The sequence below is a fragment of the Syntrophomonas sp. UBA1041 genome (genome assembly GCF_002316705.1).
Classification (GTDB): Bacteria; Bacillota; Syntrophomonadia; order Syntrophomonadales; family Syntrophomonadaceae; genus DTU019.
Genome location: NZ_DCEA01000120.1, coordinates 21,450 through 37,531, shown reverse-complemented (window position 1 = coordinate 37,531; position 16,082 = coordinate 21,450). Strand labels below are relative to the sequence as shown.

General features: G+C 51.3%; 16 protein-coding genes. All 16 read left to right on the top strand.

Annotated features, from left to right (window positions below; all coding sequences use genetic code 11):
• A partial coding sequence (locus B2633_RS17500) for an FAD-dependent oxidoreductase (RefSeq protein ID WP_483171934.1) occupies window positions 1-1,297 on the top strand: 1,297 nt, incomplete at its 5' end.
• A gap of 246 nt (window positions 1,298-1,543) precedes the next feature.
• Entirely contained in the window at window positions 1,544-1,822 is a 279-nt protein-coding gene (gene yqfC / locus B2633_RS17495; RefSeq protein ID WP_481037928.1) for a sporulation protein YqfC, read from the top strand.
• A 13-nt stretch (window positions 1,823-1,835) separates the two neighbouring features.
• Window positions 1,836-3,059 carry a sporulation protein YqfD gene (gene yqfD, locus B2633_RS17490; RefSeq protein ID WP_483171933.1) on the top strand — a complete coding sequence of 408 codons (1,224 nt, stop codon included), beginning with the start codon at window positions 1,836-1,838 and terminating at the stop codon, window positions 3,057-3,059.
• 66 nt (window positions 3,060-3,125) lie between these two features.
• A complete protein-coding gene (locus B2633_RS17485) occupies window positions 3,126-4,082 on the top strand; it encodes a PhoH family protein (RefSeq protein WP_481037930.1) in 957 nt (318 codons plus the stop codon).
• Between the two features lie 44 nt (window positions 4,083-4,126).
• Window positions 4,127-6,319: an HD family phosphohydrolase gene (locus tag B2633_RS17480; protein ID WP_483171932.1), complete on the top strand. Its 2,193-nt coding sequence runs from the start codon at window positions 4,127-4,129 to the stop codon at window positions 6,317-6,319.
• Complete coding sequence (ybeY, locus tag B2633_RS17475) at window positions 6,288-6,758, top strand: rRNA maturation RNase YbeY (protein WP_481037932.1); 471 nt, start codon at window positions 6,288-6,290, stop codon at window positions 6,756-6,758. The genes B2633_RS17480 and ybeY overlap by 32 nt, the downstream gene beginning before the upstream one ends.
• Before the next feature lie 4 nt (window positions 6,759-6,762).
• Window positions 6,763-7,125, top strand: a complete 363-nt coding sequence (locus tag B2633_RS17470) for a diacylglycerol kinase family protein (protein WP_483171931.1) — start codon at window positions 6,763-6,765, stop codon at window positions 7,123-7,125.
• A gap of 59 nt (window positions 7,126-7,184) precedes the next feature.
• Window positions 7,185-7,586 (top strand): cytidine deaminase, encoded by a 402-nt coding sequence (cdd, locus tag B2633_RS17465; protein WP_483171930.1) that lies wholly within the window; start codon window positions 7,185-7,187, stop codon window positions 7,584-7,586.
• Window positions 7,583-8,464: a GTPase Era gene (gene era, locus B2633_RS17460; RefSeq protein WP_481037935.1), complete on the top strand. Its 882-nt coding sequence runs from the start codon at window positions 7,583-7,585 to the stop codon at window positions 8,462-8,464. Before cdd ends, era begins: the two co-directional genes overlap by 4 nt.
• 211 nt (window positions 8,465-8,675) lie before the next feature.
• A complete protein-coding gene (gene deoC / locus B2633_RS17455) occupies window positions 8,676-9,341 on the top strand; it encodes a deoxyribose-phosphate aldolase (protein ID WP_483171929.1) in 666 nt (221 codons plus the stop codon).
• A gap of 15 nt (window positions 9,342-9,356) precedes the next feature.
• On the top strand, window positions 9,357-10,115 hold the full coding sequence (gene recO / locus B2633_RS17450) for a DNA repair protein RecO (RefSeq protein ID WP_483171978.1): 759 nt from the start codon (window positions 9,357-9,359) through the stop codon (window positions 10,113-10,115).
• 363 nt (window positions 10,116-10,478) lie between these two features.
• Complete coding sequence (glyQ, locus tag B2633_RS17445) at window positions 10,479-11,390, top strand: glycine--tRNA ligase subunit alpha (protein WP_483171928.1); 912 nt, start codon at window positions 10,479-10,481, stop codon at window positions 11,388-11,390.
• Window positions 11,391-11,393: 3 nt separating this feature from the next.
• The gene (gene glyS / locus B2633_RS17440; protein ID WP_483171927.1) at window positions 11,394-13,466 is read left to right on the top strand and encodes a glycine--tRNA ligase subunit beta; all 2,073 of its coding nucleotides are present in this window, start codon (window positions 11,394-11,396) and stop codon (window positions 13,464-13,466) included.
• A 95-nt stretch (window positions 13,467-13,561) separates the two neighbouring features.
• Entirely contained in the window at window positions 13,562-14,212 is a 651-nt protein-coding gene (ccpN, locus tag B2633_RS17435; protein WP_481037939.1) for a transcriptional regulator CcpN, read from the top strand.
• 3 nt (window positions 14,213-14,215) lie between these two features.
• Complete coding sequence (locus B2633_RS17430; RefSeq protein WP_481037940.1) at window positions 14,216-15,037, top strand: pyruvate, water dikinase regulatory protein; 822 nt, start codon at window positions 14,216-14,218, stop codon at window positions 15,035-15,037.
• Between the two features lie 29 nt (window positions 15,038-15,066).
• Window positions 15,067-16,082: PEP/pyruvate-binding domain-containing protein (locus tag B2633_RS17425; RefSeq protein ID WP_483171926.1), on the top strand; the 1,016-nt coding region annotated here is incomplete at its 3' end.

Below are 16,082 nucleotides of genomic sequence, written 5' to 3'. Positions count from 1 at the left end.
TCCTATAATCCCGGACATACCAGGTATCAACCGGTCCAACGTATATACGGTCAGGAACATCCCTGACAGCGAAAAGATCAAGGCTCATGTGGAAGTGAGCGATGTGCGTAATGTGGTGGTCATCGGCGCCGGTTTCATAGGTATGGAAATGGCGGAAATGATGCAGTTAAGGGACTTGAATGTGGCCGTTGTGGAAGCCAGTTCACAGATACTGGGCGTGCTGGATCCGGAGATGTCCCGGCTGGTAGAGAAATATGTGGCCTCCAAGGGGGTTAAATTCATTACCGGAGATATACCGGTCGAATTACAAGGAGATCCCGCGGTAACTAAGGTCGTCCTCGAAAGCGGGGCCGAAATACCCGCTGACCTGGTCATTATGGGCATTGGGGTAAGGCCTGAAACCTGGCTGGCCGAGCAGGCCGGATTGGAATTAGGTGAAACCGGCGGCATACTGGTCGATGAATACCTGCAGACCTCAGATCCCTTTATTTTTGCAGCCGGGGATGCCATTCAAGTCAAAGATTATGTAACCGGGCACGACACCCTGGTCCCCATGGCAGGACCAGCCAACCGGCAGGGATGGGTAGTTGCCAACAATATTGCCGGGCGCAAAATTACATATCCGGGAAGTCAGGGCACAGGCATCATCAAGCTGATGGACATGGTAGTGGCGGTAACGGGCAGAAACGAAAAAACCTTACAGCAGTGGGGTGTGGACTATCTGGTCTGCCATGCCCATCCCAACTCACACGCCACTTATTATCCCGGCAGCAGCCAGATGAGCATCAAACTCATATTCAGCAGACCGGAAGGCAAAATCCTGGGAGCCCAGATAGTCGGTTATGATAATGTCGACAAGGCTATAGACGCCCTGGCTACAGCTATTCGTGCCCGGATGACGGTATATGATCTGCAGGATCTGGAACTGGCCTATGCGCCGCCTTTCTCATCGGCCAAAACCCCGGTAAACCTGGTGGGCTATGTGGCCGGGAATATACTGGACGGCATGGTGGAGCCGGTCAGATGGGAAGACGTGCAGTCCCTGGTAAAGGAAGGCGCTTTGCTGGTGGATGTTCGCACCGGGGAGGAATTCCAGAAAATGCCGGTGGAAGGTGCGGTCAACATGCCCCTTGACGATTTGCGCGGCAATCTGGATCAGTTGTCTGAAGGGCAGGAAGTCCTGGCCTTTTGCCAGGTGGGCCTGAGGTCATATGTGGCCAACCGCATCCTGCGCCAGAAAGGCTTTAAAGTTAAGAACATCAGCGGGGGATACAAGCTCTATCCCAAAGGCAAATAAAAAGTTAATTTAGCGGTTGATTACGGGAGTCTTCCTTATCAGAGGAAGGCTCCTTATTATTTTGCGGTCCGAAAGCGGTCGGTCTGTACTGCTCTTAACCTGCCGGCACAATTCAACTTGTCACGCTTGGCTTGACGGAAAGAAAGACACAGAACCGTCCCCCCTGTGTCTGGATAGCACAGTCATTATGGCTTGTTTGCTGGCATATACTTGTGTGAGTGAATTTGACCCGGAGAGGTGATTAAAATGGAAAACCGCAGAGAGGCCTTTAACAGAGCCCTGGCTGATTTCTTGGAAATACCCCGCGACCTGGTTCTGGATATACCCAAGTTGACCCTGGTGGGAAGAAACGAACTCTACCTTGAAAACCACCGGGGCATCATACAGTACAATCCTAACCTATTGCGCATCAACCTGAGCCGGGGATTCCTCGAAATTGAAGGCCAGAATATGGAGATTAAGGCCTTGATGCCAGAAGAACTGCATATCATAGGCGAGATAACCTCGGTCAGATATCGGGATTAAGGGGGATTAAGCCATGGGCAACCGCTTTTTTGAACAGTTCGGCGGGGTGATAACCGTCGTTTTGCGAGGCCAGTATCCGGAGCGCTTAATCAACATGGCCTTAACACGGGGGATTTATATATGGAATATCAAGCCGGCTGCTGATGGCATGCGGTTTGAAATCCGCAGCAGCGGTTATGAGGCCCTGCATACCATTGCCGAGGAAAATGGTTATCAGTTAAAGATTGTTTCCAGACACGGCCTGCCGGCATATAAAAGCATAGCCAAAAGACGGGTGGGTTTCATGCTGGGCGGCATATTCTTTATCGCCGCTTTATATATGATTTCTTCTTTCGTATGGTTTGTCGAGGTCAAGGGCAATGAGCGCATTACCGATCAGAGAATCCTGACCACCGTCGCCAAATACGGCGTTCATCAAGGCGCCCCCAAGTGGAGCTTCAGCCGCATACAGGTAGAAGAACAGGTTTTGCGGGATATCGGCGATCTATCCTACATAAAAATCGAAATTCGCGGCGTGAAGGCCAATATTGAAGTGGTTGAGAAAATCGTCATTCCGCCCAACGAGATTACCGGTCCCAGCGACATGGTAGCAGCACGCAGCGGAGTGGTTGAAGAGATCCTGGTTCTGGACGGTCAGGCTAAGGTGGAGGCAGGGCAGGCGGTAGCCAAAGGGGATATTCTTATCTCGGGAACGGTTACCCCGGTTTTGAGCCCTTATGCCCCTCCGCCCCTGGAGCCGCTGCTTCCTTATCAGGTGCAGGCTCGTGGGGTGGTGAAGGCCCGGGTATGGTATGAAGGCTATGGGGAATGCCCCATGAAGACAGAAAACATGGTTTTAAGCGGCCGTACCGCCCATCAGGTGAGCTTTATAACACCCTGGCGGGAATTCACCTTGTGGGGTAAAAAACGCCCTCAATTTGCGCGTGAACAGGTGGCATCCACCAGCAACAAACTGGATACCCCCATTGGGCCGGTTGGCTTCAATTACCGCCAATACAGCGAAGAAACCCCTGAAGTTATCACCCATTCGGAGATGGAGGCCACTCAGATTGCGAAGCAAAAAGCCCTGGAAAGCCTGGAAGGTCAAATCGGGCAGTCCGCCAAAATTACTGACAGCAAAATCAATCTACTCTCGTCCCCCAGCGATGTGATCCTGCGTATCAATGTGTCGGTGGAGGTCATAGAAGATATCGCCATATCACAGCCTATCAGCGGGCTTGAAAATAGTACTTCCTGATGACATATGCTATAATAACTAGCATAAAAGCAGCAGGTGCTTAAAAATCCAGGGAGGAAAAGCTGTTTGATCGAAAAAGAAGAACGTATATCCATTGCCAACAATGATATTGCATCGGCTTTTTTCGGGACTGGAGACGAGAATTTTCGCTATCTCAGGAGTTTATGCCCGGCTGACATCTCAGCCCGTGGTTCTGAAATTTATGTCAAAGGAGCAGAGGAGGAGGTTGATCAGGCCACCGAATTGGTCAACAGCCTGATTGACATTGTAGGCCATGAAGGTCAATTGACTATTAATGATATAAACTATGTGGACAAACTGATCAAACGCGGTCAGAAGGCCCGTCATAACGAAATCGTATCGGGAACCATAATAACCACCGTCAGGGGCAAAACCGTGAAGGCTAAAACCCTGGGGCAAAAAAAGTATATACAGGCTATTATCGATAATGATGTGGTGTTTGGCATCGGCCCGGCTGGAACCGGCAAGACTTATTTGGCCGTGGTCATGGCGGTGCGGGCACTTAAGAACAAAGATGTGGAAAGAATTGTTCTGGTGCGGCCGGCGGTAGAAGCCGGCGAAAAACTGGGATTTCTGCCCGGAGACTTCATGGAAAAAGTCAATCCCTACTTGCGGCCGCTTTATGACGGCCTCTTTGATGTGCTGGGGGTAGATGTAACCCAGCGCTATATTGAACGCAACACAATCGAAATCGCCCCCCTGGCATACATGAGGGGGCGCACTTTAAACAGTGCCTTTATTATTTTGGATGAAGCACAGAATACCACCCCTCAACAGATGAAGATGTTCCTCACCCGGTTGGGATTCGGCTCCAAAGCGGTGATAACCGGCGACATCACCCAGGTGGATCTGCCCAAAGAGGAATTCTCGGGGTTGATTGAGGTTCAGAAAATATTGGGCCGGGTTGAGGGAGTGGCTTTCGAATACCTGACCAAAGAGGACGTTATCCGCCACCCCCTGGTGCAAAAGATTATTGACGCCTATGAAACCCACGGCAGTTAAAATCCACTACCAATCTCAAGTTTGAGTACGTAGAGGAGCGAAACATGAAAATTCCCACTGTGATGCAATATATCTGGAGACGCTTCATAATCTCCCTCCAGAAGTCGCGGACCAAGAAGCTCTTGAGCATTTTTATCTTTTTCAGCATTACCATCTTAATCCTATTCAGTAATTTTAATCCTAAACAGGTATGGCTAAAACCCGATGATGTTGCCCGCAGCAATATACAATCGGACATCAATGCTGTGGTGATAGATACCAAACAGACTGAACTTCTTAAAGAGCAGGCCGCCAGTAAAGTGCAGAAGGTCTACCAGGAAGACAATTTCGCCCTGGCCAATACTGAAAAGGACATCAATATATTTTTCAGCGCTGTGGGTGATGCTCTGGCCGGGCCGGAAGAGAACCGGACTCCGGCCCTGCAGAATCTATTAGTCAAGACCAATGTAAAAAAAGATATATTTCAACTTCAATACACCCCGGAACGACTCGCTGAATATCTGCAGGCCACCTCTGCGGAGGACCTGGAAAAGATGAGGCAAAGCACCATCACTATTGTTCGCCCCTTAATGGCCAACCCTATCACCGACGATACCCTGGAGGGCATTTATCAGCAGGCCTTTGGCATGATCAGCGAGCTTGGCTATGCACCAGAGGCCAGAGATGTAATCAAGATCATTGCCATTAATTCGCTGCGGGCCAATTTGATCTACAATGAGAGCGCCACCAGCAAGGCCCTGAAAGAAGCCACTGATGCGGTTCAGCCGGTGCAAAAGACCATTAAAGCCGGGGAGATCATCGTCCGCGAAGGCGACCGGGTCACGGCAGAACAAATATCCATACTCGAGCAGCTGGGGATACAACGCAGCAAAAGCTATCCCGTCACACTGGCAGGCACGGCTTTATTTGTCTTGCTGACCTTCTGGCTGGTACTGGAATTCCTGCGCCGTTATTACCCCCAGATTCATCGCAATGATATGATGATGCTGTTGATAGGGCTGATCTTTATTTTGATTATGGCCATCACCCGTTTTATTACAGTTATCAAAATCGGCGATGATCCTGAACTGCAGCTCTTGACCGGCTATTTGGCGCCGGTGGCGGCGGCTTCCATGCTGGTTGCCATTCTGCTGGACAACCGTCTGGCCTATTTTCTAACCGCCATAATGGCGCTCTATGTGGGCTTCCTTACTCAGGGAGACCAATTAAACTACGTGGTTACTGCCTTCGTAGGTGGGAGCGTAGGTATTTTCGGAGTGCACCGCCTCACGCAGATGTCCGATTTGGCTAAATCCGGCCTGCGTATTGCTATTGCCAACATAGTGACCATAACCACTCTTACTCTGATCAGCGGTGAAATCAGTCCGGTCTATTTTACGCTGAGTGTTATCATGGGTGCGGCCAATGGCATACTGTCAGCTGTTCTCATGATCGGAGCTCTTCCTTATCTGGAATCCGGTTTTTCCCTGACCAGCATGATCAAGCTCCTGGAACTGTCCAACCCCAACCATCCCCTGTTGCGGCGGCTGCTCCTGGAGGCCCCGGGGACCTATCATCACAGCCTTATGGTCGGAAATCTGGCCGAGGCTTCTGCTGAAGCGGTAGGCGCCAATCCACTTTTGGTGAGAGTAGGCGCCCTCTTCCATGATGTGGGCAAGATCAAGCGACCCGAGTATTTTGTGGAAAATCAACGCGGCTTTGATAATCCTCATGAGAAAATCGCCCCGGCTTTAAGCACCTTGATTATTACCTCACATGTCAAGGAGGGTGCTGAATTGGCCCGCGAAGCCCGTCTGCCCCAGGCGGTTCTGGATTTCATCGAACAGCATCACGGCAACAGTTTAGCCAAATATTTTTACAGCCGGGCTTTGGAAGAAGACCCGGATGGCACTGTCAATGAGGATAATTTCCGCTATGAAGGGCCCAAACCACAGAGTAAGGAAGTGGCCCTGGTGATGCTGGCCGACTCCGTTGAGGCCGCGGTGCGTTCCTTACAGGATCCCACCCCGCAGAAGATCAATCAAACCGTGCGTATGATCATTCGCGATAAGCTCAGTGAGGGTCAATTAGAGACCGCCGATCTGACCTTTAAAGATCTGGACACCATCTCGATGTCCTTCTGTAAATCGTTGGAGGGTATGTATCATAAACGCATTGAATACCCGGAAATAATAGTAAGGGAGTTTGAAAAGAGGAGGGAGCGGGATGGAAACCCTGATCATCAACCAGCAGAATAGAGTGAATTATACCCGGGCCATGCAAAAAACCATCCTTGGCGTGGCCAGTGCAGTTGCTAAAATGGCCAAAATCGGCAACAATACCGAATTAAGCATACTGATCGTAGATAACAGTTACATGCAGGAACTGAATTTCATCTACCGCCAGCAGAATCGCCCCACTGATGTCTTATCCTTTGCTATGAATGAACTGGTTGATGAGGATCCCGATCTGGACGTTGAAGGTGAAGTCAATGCGCTGGGAGATATCGTGATTTCACTGGAAAAGGCCCTGTCTCAAAGTGAAGAATACGGGCACAGCCTGGAACGTGAACTCGGCTACCTGGTGGCGCACGGCATGCTGCACCTCCTGGGTTATGATCATGAAACTGAGGCGGAAAGAGAATTGATGAGAAACCTGGAAGAAAAAATCATGCAAAAGGTTAAACTGGAAAGGTAGCCTTATGTCCTCAAATGGTGGCATCATACGCAAATTTGCCTGGGCCATTTCGGGCCTGGCCGCGGTGATCCGTGAAGAACAAAATATGAGAATCCATCTCCTGGCTGCCGGGGCTGCCCTGGGAATGGGCTGGATACTGGAACTGGAGCGCGGCGAATGGGGGCTCTTGTTCATCGCCATAGTACTGGTTTTGATGGCTGAGGTTATAAACACCGCCATCGAAAGGACGGTTGACCTGATGGCCCCGCAGTATCATCCCCTGGCTGAAAAGGCTAAAAATATGGCCGCCGGCGCTGTTTTGCTAAGCGCTGTAAGCGCGGTTATACTGGGAGTAATAATATTTGGCCCTCATATCATTAAAATTTGACCAATTGTGGGTTTTGTCACAAGATATTAAAAGAAGTAAGGACAGGGAAAATAAATATAATGAAAATTTCCGAACTGATCAGACTGGCTCAGGAAGCCAGGAAAAACGCTTACTGCCCCTACTCGCATTTTGCGGTGGGTGCGGCAGTGGTAAGCAAGACAGGGCACACTTATACGGGAGCCAATGTGGAAAACGCTTCCTATGGATTGACTGTCTGTGCGGAACGGACTGCGATTTTCAAAGCAGTCAACGCAGGCGACCTTGAATTGGAAACACTATGTTTAGCCGGCAGTGATGCCGGGTATACCTATCCATGCGGGGCCTGCCTGCAGGTAATGGCGGAATTTGCGCCTCATTTAAACGTGATTGTGACTGACCGCGGCGGGCATTTCAAAGAACATAAGCTCGAGGAGCTGCTGCCTTTTCAGTTTCAATTCGATGTGGAGGAAAAAATACTTTGAAATCGGGTTTTGTAACTATAGTTGGACGGCCAAACGCCGGCAAATCGACTTTGATGAATCACATAGTAGGGCACAAGGTGGCGATTGTTTCAGAAAAGCCCCAGACTACCCGCAACCGTATTCAGGGCATATATACCACTGAACAGGGCCAGATCGTTTTTGTGGATACCCCTGGAATACACAAGCCCAAGCACCTGCTAGGCGAGTATATGGTGCAGGTGTCTACCCGTTCGCTCCATGAGGTGGATGTAATCTACTATATGACTGATGTGACCAGGCCCTTCGGCAGCGGTGAGCGCTATATCATCGAATATCTGCAAGGGGTCTCGGCGCCGGTATTCCTGCTGATAAATAAGATCGACCTGGTCGGGATCGAACAGGCCACCCATCATATCAGCGATTTTTTGGGATATATGAATTTTGCCGAAACCATGTTTCTGTCAGCAATGCAGGGTACCAATATCCCGGCCCTCCTGGAAAAGACCTGGCAGTACCTTCCGGAAGGACCGCTGTACTATCCTGAAGGCGACCTGACCGACCAGCCGGTCTCGTTTCAAGCGGCCGAATTGATCCGGGAAAAAGCCCTGTGGCTGACCCGGGATGAAATCCCCCATTCTCTGGCGGTGGATGTTGAGGAACTACGCCAGCAAAACGGCGGCAAAGCCTACCTGCGGGCAGTCATATATATCGAGCGCGATTCCCAAAAGGGCATAGTCATCGGCAAGAATGGACAGATGCTGAAACAGATTGGGGAACAATCCCGCCAGGAACTGGAGGACTTGCTGGACCGCCCGGTATATCTGGACTTATGGGTCAAAGTCAAGAAGAATTGGCGCGACAGCGAAAACAACCTCAACCAATTGGGCTACAGCCGGTAGAATTTATCAAACGCCCCTAGGCCCCCGACCTCTGTAGGTGGATGGGATAAACATATTTGTCTTCGGTAGCGAGTCGGGTCTCTACTGAAGGGGCGTTTGATAAAACGCCCGCAGCGCGATGCACACGAAATGCGTAAGGAAGGCGGCTATGCCACTCGCATTTCGGCGCACAATTCGCGCTAGCGCTCATTGATTAAAGGGGGTGCAATTTATGCTGGTCGCTTATCTGGACAGCACCAATTTAAAACCGGATAGCAAGACCCGGGACATCATAACCCTGTGTGAACAAGCAGCCAGGTATTCCATGGCTGCTGTTTGTGTCACCCCTTACCGGCTGCCTCTGGCCAGGCAAATACTCTCGGGAAGCCTGGTGAAAACCGGCACGGTGATAGGCTTCCCCCTGGGGGCGGAGCCGGCTCAGCTCAAAAAAGAGCAGGCCGTATGGGCTTTGGAAAAGGGCGCTGATGAACTGGATATGGTCATTAATCTGGGGGCGCTCAAGGACCGGGAACTGGATGTGGTGAGCCGGGACATCGCCGGGGTGATGCAGCTTAAAACCAACTTTTCCTTCGCACTGAAAGTCATAGTCGAAACCGGCTTGCTGAGCCAGAACGAATTAATAGAGGTTTTGCACCTTTTGGAAAGGCTGGGGGTGGATTTCATCAAGACCTCCACCGGCATCAACAGCCGCGGCGCCTCGATCGAGGACATACATACCATCTGTCTCAACCGTACTACTTCAATAAAAATTAAAGCCAGCGGAGGCATCAAGACCCTGGACTTTGCTCAACAATTGATCGCTGCCGGGGTGGATCGTATCGGCAGCAGCAACGCCCTGGCTCTGGTTGTGGAGGAAATGGCCGGGGATGGCCGCTAGTCTGGAGGGTTTGCCATACATTTTCACAGCGCGGGTATTATCTTAAAGAGTATGGATTACCAGGAGGCCGACAAACTGGTAACCGTTTTCTCCGCAGTAAAGGGGAAAATCCAAGTCATTGCCAAAGGGGTTAAAAAGCCCGGCAGCAGCCTGCGGCCGCTGGTGCAGCCCTTTTGCCATGTACAGCTCTACCTGGCCCGGGGACACAGCCTGGATATTGTTGCCCAGGGAAAAATGATTAATTTCTACGGCAATGTCCGCCAGGAGCTGTTCTCCACCATGCAAGCCATTTATATCATGGAGCTGCTGGATAAAACCCTCATGGACGGGGCCCCCCTGCCGAACCTTTTTAACAGCACCCATCAAGTCTTGCTGGCTATGGATGAAGGCTGTCTTACGCCGCTCTTATTGCGTTATTTTGAACTGCGTTTGCTGGCTGAACTTGGCTATACTCCAGTTCTGGAGCGCTGTGTGGGCTGCGGTTCGACCGGGGTCGGTGAAGGCTTTTTCAAGCTTGCCGAAGGCGGCCTGCTATGCCGGGAGTGCGCCCGGCAAGAAGGCGGAGTGATTGTCATCAAGCCGGACAACCTGGCCCTCCTGCGCCTGTTGTTGAATTCATCTCCGCAGGTGGTGCAGAAGGTGCGCAGCAATCCCCATAGCCTGGAGCAGTTGGAGCAATTCCTGGAAAAATACCTGGAGTATCATCTGGAACGGCGATTTGTGATGAAAAATACCATCCGCTTCCTGAAGAAAAATTTGATTGTCAACGGTTGATAAAAGCATGGTGCGGTTTTATTTGCGGGACTTTTGGGAAATGCTAAATTTAACCGTTGACATTGACAAGGCCCAGGCCGGTTGTTAAACTTAATAAATGATTTCAAGCGCATATTTCGCAAGGATGGGGAAGAGTACAAAGAGCGCTGTCTTTATAGAGAGCCGGGGCAGCTGGAAGCCGGCAGGGCAGTCTTTGGAAGGCGCTCCGGAGCGTCGGGAGGAAAACCGCTCCAGGTGAGTAAAACCCGAAAAAACAGAGGTGGGCTTTTAGCCAACCAGGGTGGAACCGCGGGTAATAATACTCGTCCCTGTTTTAAGGGGCGGGTTTTTTGTTTTAATTTAATGGAACAGGAGGAGTTGCCAATGAATTTTCAGGAGATCATTCTTCGTCTTGAAAAATTCTGGGGCCAGCAGGGCTGTATCATTCAGCAGCCCTATGATGTGGAGAAAGGCGCCGGCACGATGAATCCGGCTACCTTTTTGCGCAGCCTGGGGCCAGAACCGTGGAATGTGGCCTATGTTGAACCATCCCGCCGGCCGACTGACGGACGTTACGGCGAAAACCCCAACCGCCTGCAGCACTATTATCAATACCAGGTCATACTCAAGCCATCACCGGACAACGTTATCGAACTGTACCTGGATAGTCTGCGCGACCTGGGCATAGATCCTGATCATCACGACATCAGACTGGTAGAGGACAACTGGGAATCACCCACCCTGGGCGCCTGGGGCCTGGGCTGGGAAATCTGGCTGGACGGCATGGAGATTACGCAGTTCACTTATTTTCAGCAGTGCGGCGGCTACGATTGCCACCCGGTCTGTGCGGAGATAACCTATGGCTTGGAGCGCATAGCCATGTACATTCAAAATAAGGAAAGTGTGTATGATATTGAATGGGTGGAAGGCATCACCTATGCCGACGTGCACCATCAGGGCGAAGTCGACCACTCCCATTACAATTTCGAAATAGCCGATGTTGAATCCCTCAGCGCCATGTTCAGCATCTGCGAAAAAGAAGCGCTTCATGTGGCCGCGCATCATCTGGTTCTGCCGGCCTATGATTATGTTTTGAAATGCTCCCACCTGTTCAATCTTCTGGATGCCAGGGGAGCCATCAGCGTCACCGAACGGACCGGATATATAGCCCGGGTGCGCAATTTAGCCCGTACCGTGGCCGGCGAATATCTTAAGCAGCGCAAAGCCCTGGGCTATCCGTTGCTCAAGGATCCTGAACTGCGTCGCCGCATATTGGCTGAAGAGGAGGTGGGTTAGACTATGAACCGAGATTTATTGTTGGAAATTGGAGTGGAAGAGATCCCCTCCGCCTATATGACTCAAACCCTGGAGAATCTCCGCAGCCTGGCGGTAAAAAGCCTGGCAGAAAACCGCTTGTCTCACGGGGAGATTAAAACCATGGGTACGCCAAGGCGCCTGGTTTTGCTGATCCCATCCCTGGCTGAGCGGCAGAGCGATGCGGTGGTGCAAAACCGCGGACCCAGAAAAAGCGCGGCTTTCGATCAGTCCGGAAACCCCACCAAGGCCGGACTCGGTTTCGCCCGTTCCCAAGGGTTCGACATCAGCCAGCTGACCACAATCGAAGCGGATGGAGTAGAATATGTGGCCGCGGTGCGCCGGGAAGAGGGCCAAGCTGCAGCGCAAATACTGCCAGAATTGTTGACGGAGATTATTCAGGCCATTCCTTTCCCGCGCTCGATGCGCTGGGGTTATTACCAGACCCGTTTTGCCCGTCCCATTCGCTGGCTGTTGTGTCTGCTGGACTCGGAAGTAATACCCTTGACTATAGAGAATATCGACAGTTCCAGAATCACTTACGGACACAGATTCCTTTCCCAAGGCCCCCTGGCGGTAAAGGATGTAGAGGATTATTTCGCCCAATTAGAGGCCCATTATGTCATCCTTGATCAGGACCGGCGTAGCCAGATGATCTGGCGGCAGGTCGAACAGGCCGCTGCGGCTGCAGGCGGAAAGCCTATGGAAAACGCTGAACTTCTGGAAGAAGTGAATTTCCTGGTGGAATACCCCACCGCCTTTTTCGGCGGTTTTTCCCCGGCTTACCTGGATGTTCCTGCCGAGGTTCTGACCACCTCCATGATAGAACACCAGAGATATTTCCCGGTGTTTGACCGGGAGGGCCAGCTTCTGCCGGGGTTTATAGGGGTAAGAAACGGCACCGATTTTGATCTGGAAACCGTCATCGCCGGCAATCAGCGGGTGTTGAAAGCGCGTCTTGAAGATGCCCTGTTTTTCTGGCGTGAAGACACCAAAAAACCGATTCAGGACTTCGTTCCCGGTCTGGCCAATGTGATGTTTCACGAGCGTCTGGGAAGTGTTCTGGACAAGGTGGGGCGATTACAGGCCCTGGCCGTATTCTGCGGAGTTGAGGCCGGTTTGAGTACGGAGCAGAAACTTGACCGGGCCGCTTTTCTGTGTAAAGCCGACCTGTTGAGCAACATGGTTTATGAATTCCCTGAACTGCAAGGGGTTATGGGGCGTTATTACGCGGTTTTGAGCCAGGAAGACCAGGAAGTTGCGGATGCCATTCTCGAACATTATCTGCCCCGTTTTGCCGGAGATAAAATTCCGGCTACCCAGACCGGACTGGGGATCAGCCTGGCGGAAAAGATCGACAATCTGGTAGGCTGTTTTGCCCTGAATATCAAACCCACCGGTTCCCAGGACCCTTATGCCTTGCGCCGCCAGGCTATCGGCCTGGTGAATATCATCCTCGAGGCCCGGTTGAAGCTGGATTTGACCAGGCTGCTGGATCAGGCCTATCAGGGATTCAAGGCCTTTAAGCTGGAGAACACATCAGCGCAGACCACGGCGGATTTAATGGATTTCATCCGGCAGAGGATGCGCGGTGTTCTGCTGGAAAAAGGCTATTCATATGATGTTATAGACGCAGTGCTGGCGGCGCCCAACCCTGATCTGTACGACATCTTAACCCGGGTAGACGCCATTCAAGGCGCCAAAGCGGAGGCCTATTGCACCGATTTGATGGTGGTCTTCAACCGCGCTCACAACCTGTCCCGCAAAGCCGACCCCGAGGTGGATTTTGACGAAAAGAATTTGATCGATGCCAGTGAGATGACGCTCTACCAGCAATTGCTGGATATCAGCGGCACTTTTGCCGCCGCCATGGCAGACCAGCGGTATAAAGCCGCCATAGAAATGATAGCCAGCCTGCGCCCCAGCCTGGACCAATTTTTTGAAGCGGTAATGGTGATGGTGGATGACGACAAAGTGCGACAGGCCCGTTTGGGTTTGCTTAATGAAATTGCCAAATTGTGTCAGCAAGTGGCGGATTTCACAAAAATAGTACAATAAAAAGTGTCTGCCAAACAGGATTTTTTTCTTGTATATAGTATATATAATTTATGTCGTAATACCCAAACAGTATAGCATAATTGGGTGGTGCACGTATGGAATTAAATGAGAGACAAGAGAAAATCCTGCAGATTGTTAAAGAACACGAACCTATTACGGGGGAAAGGATCGCAGAGATCCTGTCCGTAACCCGTGCGGCCTTGCGTCCTGATTTGGCGGTTTTGACTATGTCCGGCTTTTTGGAAGCCAAACCGAGGGTAGGCTATACCTACAAAACCGAAGGCGTAGAAAATGAAATGCGCCGCATACTCAATCAATACCGGGTCAAGGACATAAAATCACGCCCGGTGGTGATGAAAGAGACCTGCAGCATCTATGACGCCATTGTGACCCTGTTTATTGAAGACACCGGCACTATCTACATTGTGGACAGTTCCAACTTCTTAACCGGAGTGGTGTCGCGCAAGGATTTCCTCAAAACCACTCTGGGCCAGGCAGACATTCATAAGATGCCGGTCAGCGTGATCATGACCCGCATGCCCAATATTGTCACTACCACCATGGATGAAACCGTGGTGGATGCGATTAAGAAAATTGTGGAGCAGGAAATAGACAGCATGCCGGTGGTCAAGTGTTTTATTAACAACGAGGGTGAAGAGAAACTGGAAGTAGTGGGGAAAATATCAAAAACTAATATCGCCAGGTTATTCCTCGACCTGGCTGGTAAACGACGTGAGGGGGGGTAAACTTTGGTAAACCATTTGCCAGGGGTTTACATTGTATCGGATTCCATAGGAGAAACTGCTGAGATGGTGGTCCGGGCGGCCGCCAGCCAGTTTAATTCGGGTACCATGGAGATCAGACGGGTTCCCAACATTTCGGATTGTGACACCCTTGATGAAGTGGTGCATCAGGCCGCTAGCAACCATTTTTTAGTGGCCTACACCCTGGTGGTGGATGAACTGGCCGCACACCTCCGTCAAGAAGCTGAACGCTATGGGGTAACCTGCGTGGATATCTTAAGCCCGATGATAGAAGCCTTTAAACAGATCAGCCATATAGCACCCCGACGGGAGCCCGGCCTGTTGCGCAAGGTGGATGAAATGTACTACCGGCGCATTGAGGCGGTTGAGTTCGCGGTGCGCTATGACGACGGCAAGGATCCGCGCGGCATAGAAATGGCTGATATAGTGCTGGTAGGGGTTTCCAGGACATCGAAAACCCCGCTTTCCATGTATCTGGCTCATAAACGCATCAAAGTGGCCAATGTCCCGCTGGTGCCCGAAGTCAATCCACCGGAGGAGCTGTATAAAGCGGAAAGGGGCAAGGTCATCGGTCTGACCATACACCACGAGCAGTTGAATCATATCCGCACGGAACGCTTGAAGACCCTGGGCTTGAAAGGGCAGGCCAATTACGCCCACCCCAGCCGTATTGACGAAGAGCTGGATTTTGCCCATAGAATCATGAAGAAACTGGGATGCCCCGTGATTGACGTAACCAACCGGGCAGTGGAGGAAACCTCCAGCAAAATTCTGGAGATATATTATCGCAGGATCAGCAACATATGAGGGATTAATATGATTTGGGAGGGTCAGTGATGTCTGGCAAAAAGTATATCTACCTGTTTGAAGAAGGCAACTCGGACATGCGTATGATCTTGGGGGGGAAAGGCGCCAACCTGGCGGAGATGACCAGGATAGACCTTCCGGTCCCTCCGGGTTTTACCATTACAGCCGAGGCCTGCAACGAGTATGCGGCCGCAGGGGAGCAATTACCCCCCGGGCTTTTGGCGGGTGCTGCTGGAGCTATGCAGACCCTGGAAGAGAAAACCGGCAAGATATTCGGCAGCAGGGAAAATCCCTTGCTGGTGTCGGTGCGTTCCGGAGCGGCAGTCTCCATGCCGGGCATGATGGACACCATCTTAAACCTGGGCTTGAACGACCAGACCGTACAGGGCCTGGCGGCATTAACCGGGGATATGCGCTTTGCATACGATTGCTACCGGCGTTTTATACAGATGTTCAGCAATGTTGTCCTGGATGTGGAGCACCACCTGTTTGACAATATCGTTGAAAAATACAAGCGCAAATTGAGCCTGATCTTCGATTACGAGATACCCGCGGCCGAGTTGCAGAACATTATAAATGACTACAAAAACCTGGTGAGGATGGAAAAAGGCTTTGATTTTCCCCAGGATGTCAATGAACAGCTGGCCCGGGCTATCGAGGCGGTATTTCAATCCTGGAACAACCAGCGCGCTATTGTATACCGGCGCTTGAATAAGATCCCGGATTCACTGGGAACGGCAGTAAATATCCAGAGCATGGCCTTCGGCAACATGGGTCTGGATTGCGGAACCGGGGTGGCTTTTACCCGCAACCCCTCCACCGGGGAGCGGGAATTATACGGAGAATTTTTGATCAATGCCCAGGGAGAAGACGTGGTGGCCGGCATCCGCACCCCTACTCCCATAGCCAGATTAAAAGATGAGCTGCCCGGAGTATACCAGCAATTTGTGGACACCTGCATGAAACTGGAGCGCCATTACCGCGATATGCAGGATATAGAGTTCACCGTGGAAAAGGGCAAGCTTTATATGCTGCAGACCCGCAA

Excerpts from the sequence above, each read along its gene's own strand:
- yqfC (WP_481037928.1), top strand. The coding sequence starts at position 1,544 with ATGGAAAACCGCAGAGAGGCCTTTAACAGAGCCCTGGCTGATTTCTTG.
- yqfD (WP_483171933.1), top strand. The coding sequence starts at position 1,836 with ATGGGCAACCGCTTTTTTGAACAGTTCGGCGGGGTGATAACCGTCGTT.
- B2633_RS17480 (WP_483171932.1), top strand. The coding sequence starts at position 4,127 with ATGAAAATTCCCACTGTGATGCAATATATCTGGAGACGCTTCATAATC.
- ybeY (WP_481037932.1), top strand. The coding sequence starts at position 6,288 with ATGGAAACCCTGATCATCAACCAGCAGAATAGAGTGAATTATACCCGG.
- B2633_RS17470 (WP_483171931.1), top strand. The coding sequence starts at position 6,763 with ATGTCCTCAAATGGTGGCATCATACGCAAATTTGCCTGGGCCATTTCG.
- cdd (WP_483171930.1), top strand. The coding sequence starts at position 7,185 with ATGAAAATTTCCGAACTGATCAGACTGGCTCAGGAAGCCAGGAAAAAC.
- deoC (WP_483171929.1), top strand. The coding sequence starts at position 8,676 with ATGCTGGTCGCTTATCTGGACAGCACCAATTTAAAACCGGATAGCAAG.
- glyQ (WP_483171928.1), top strand. The coding sequence starts at position 10,479 with ATGAATTTTCAGGAGATCATTCTTCGTCTTGAAAAATTCTGGGGCCAG.
- glyS (WP_483171927.1), top strand. The coding sequence starts at position 11,394 with ATGAACCGAGATTTATTGTTGGAAATTGGAGTGGAAGAGATCCCCTCC.
- ccpN (WP_481037939.1), top strand. The coding sequence starts at position 13,562 with ATGGAATTAAATGAGAGACAAGAGAAAATCCTGCAGATTGTTAAAGAA.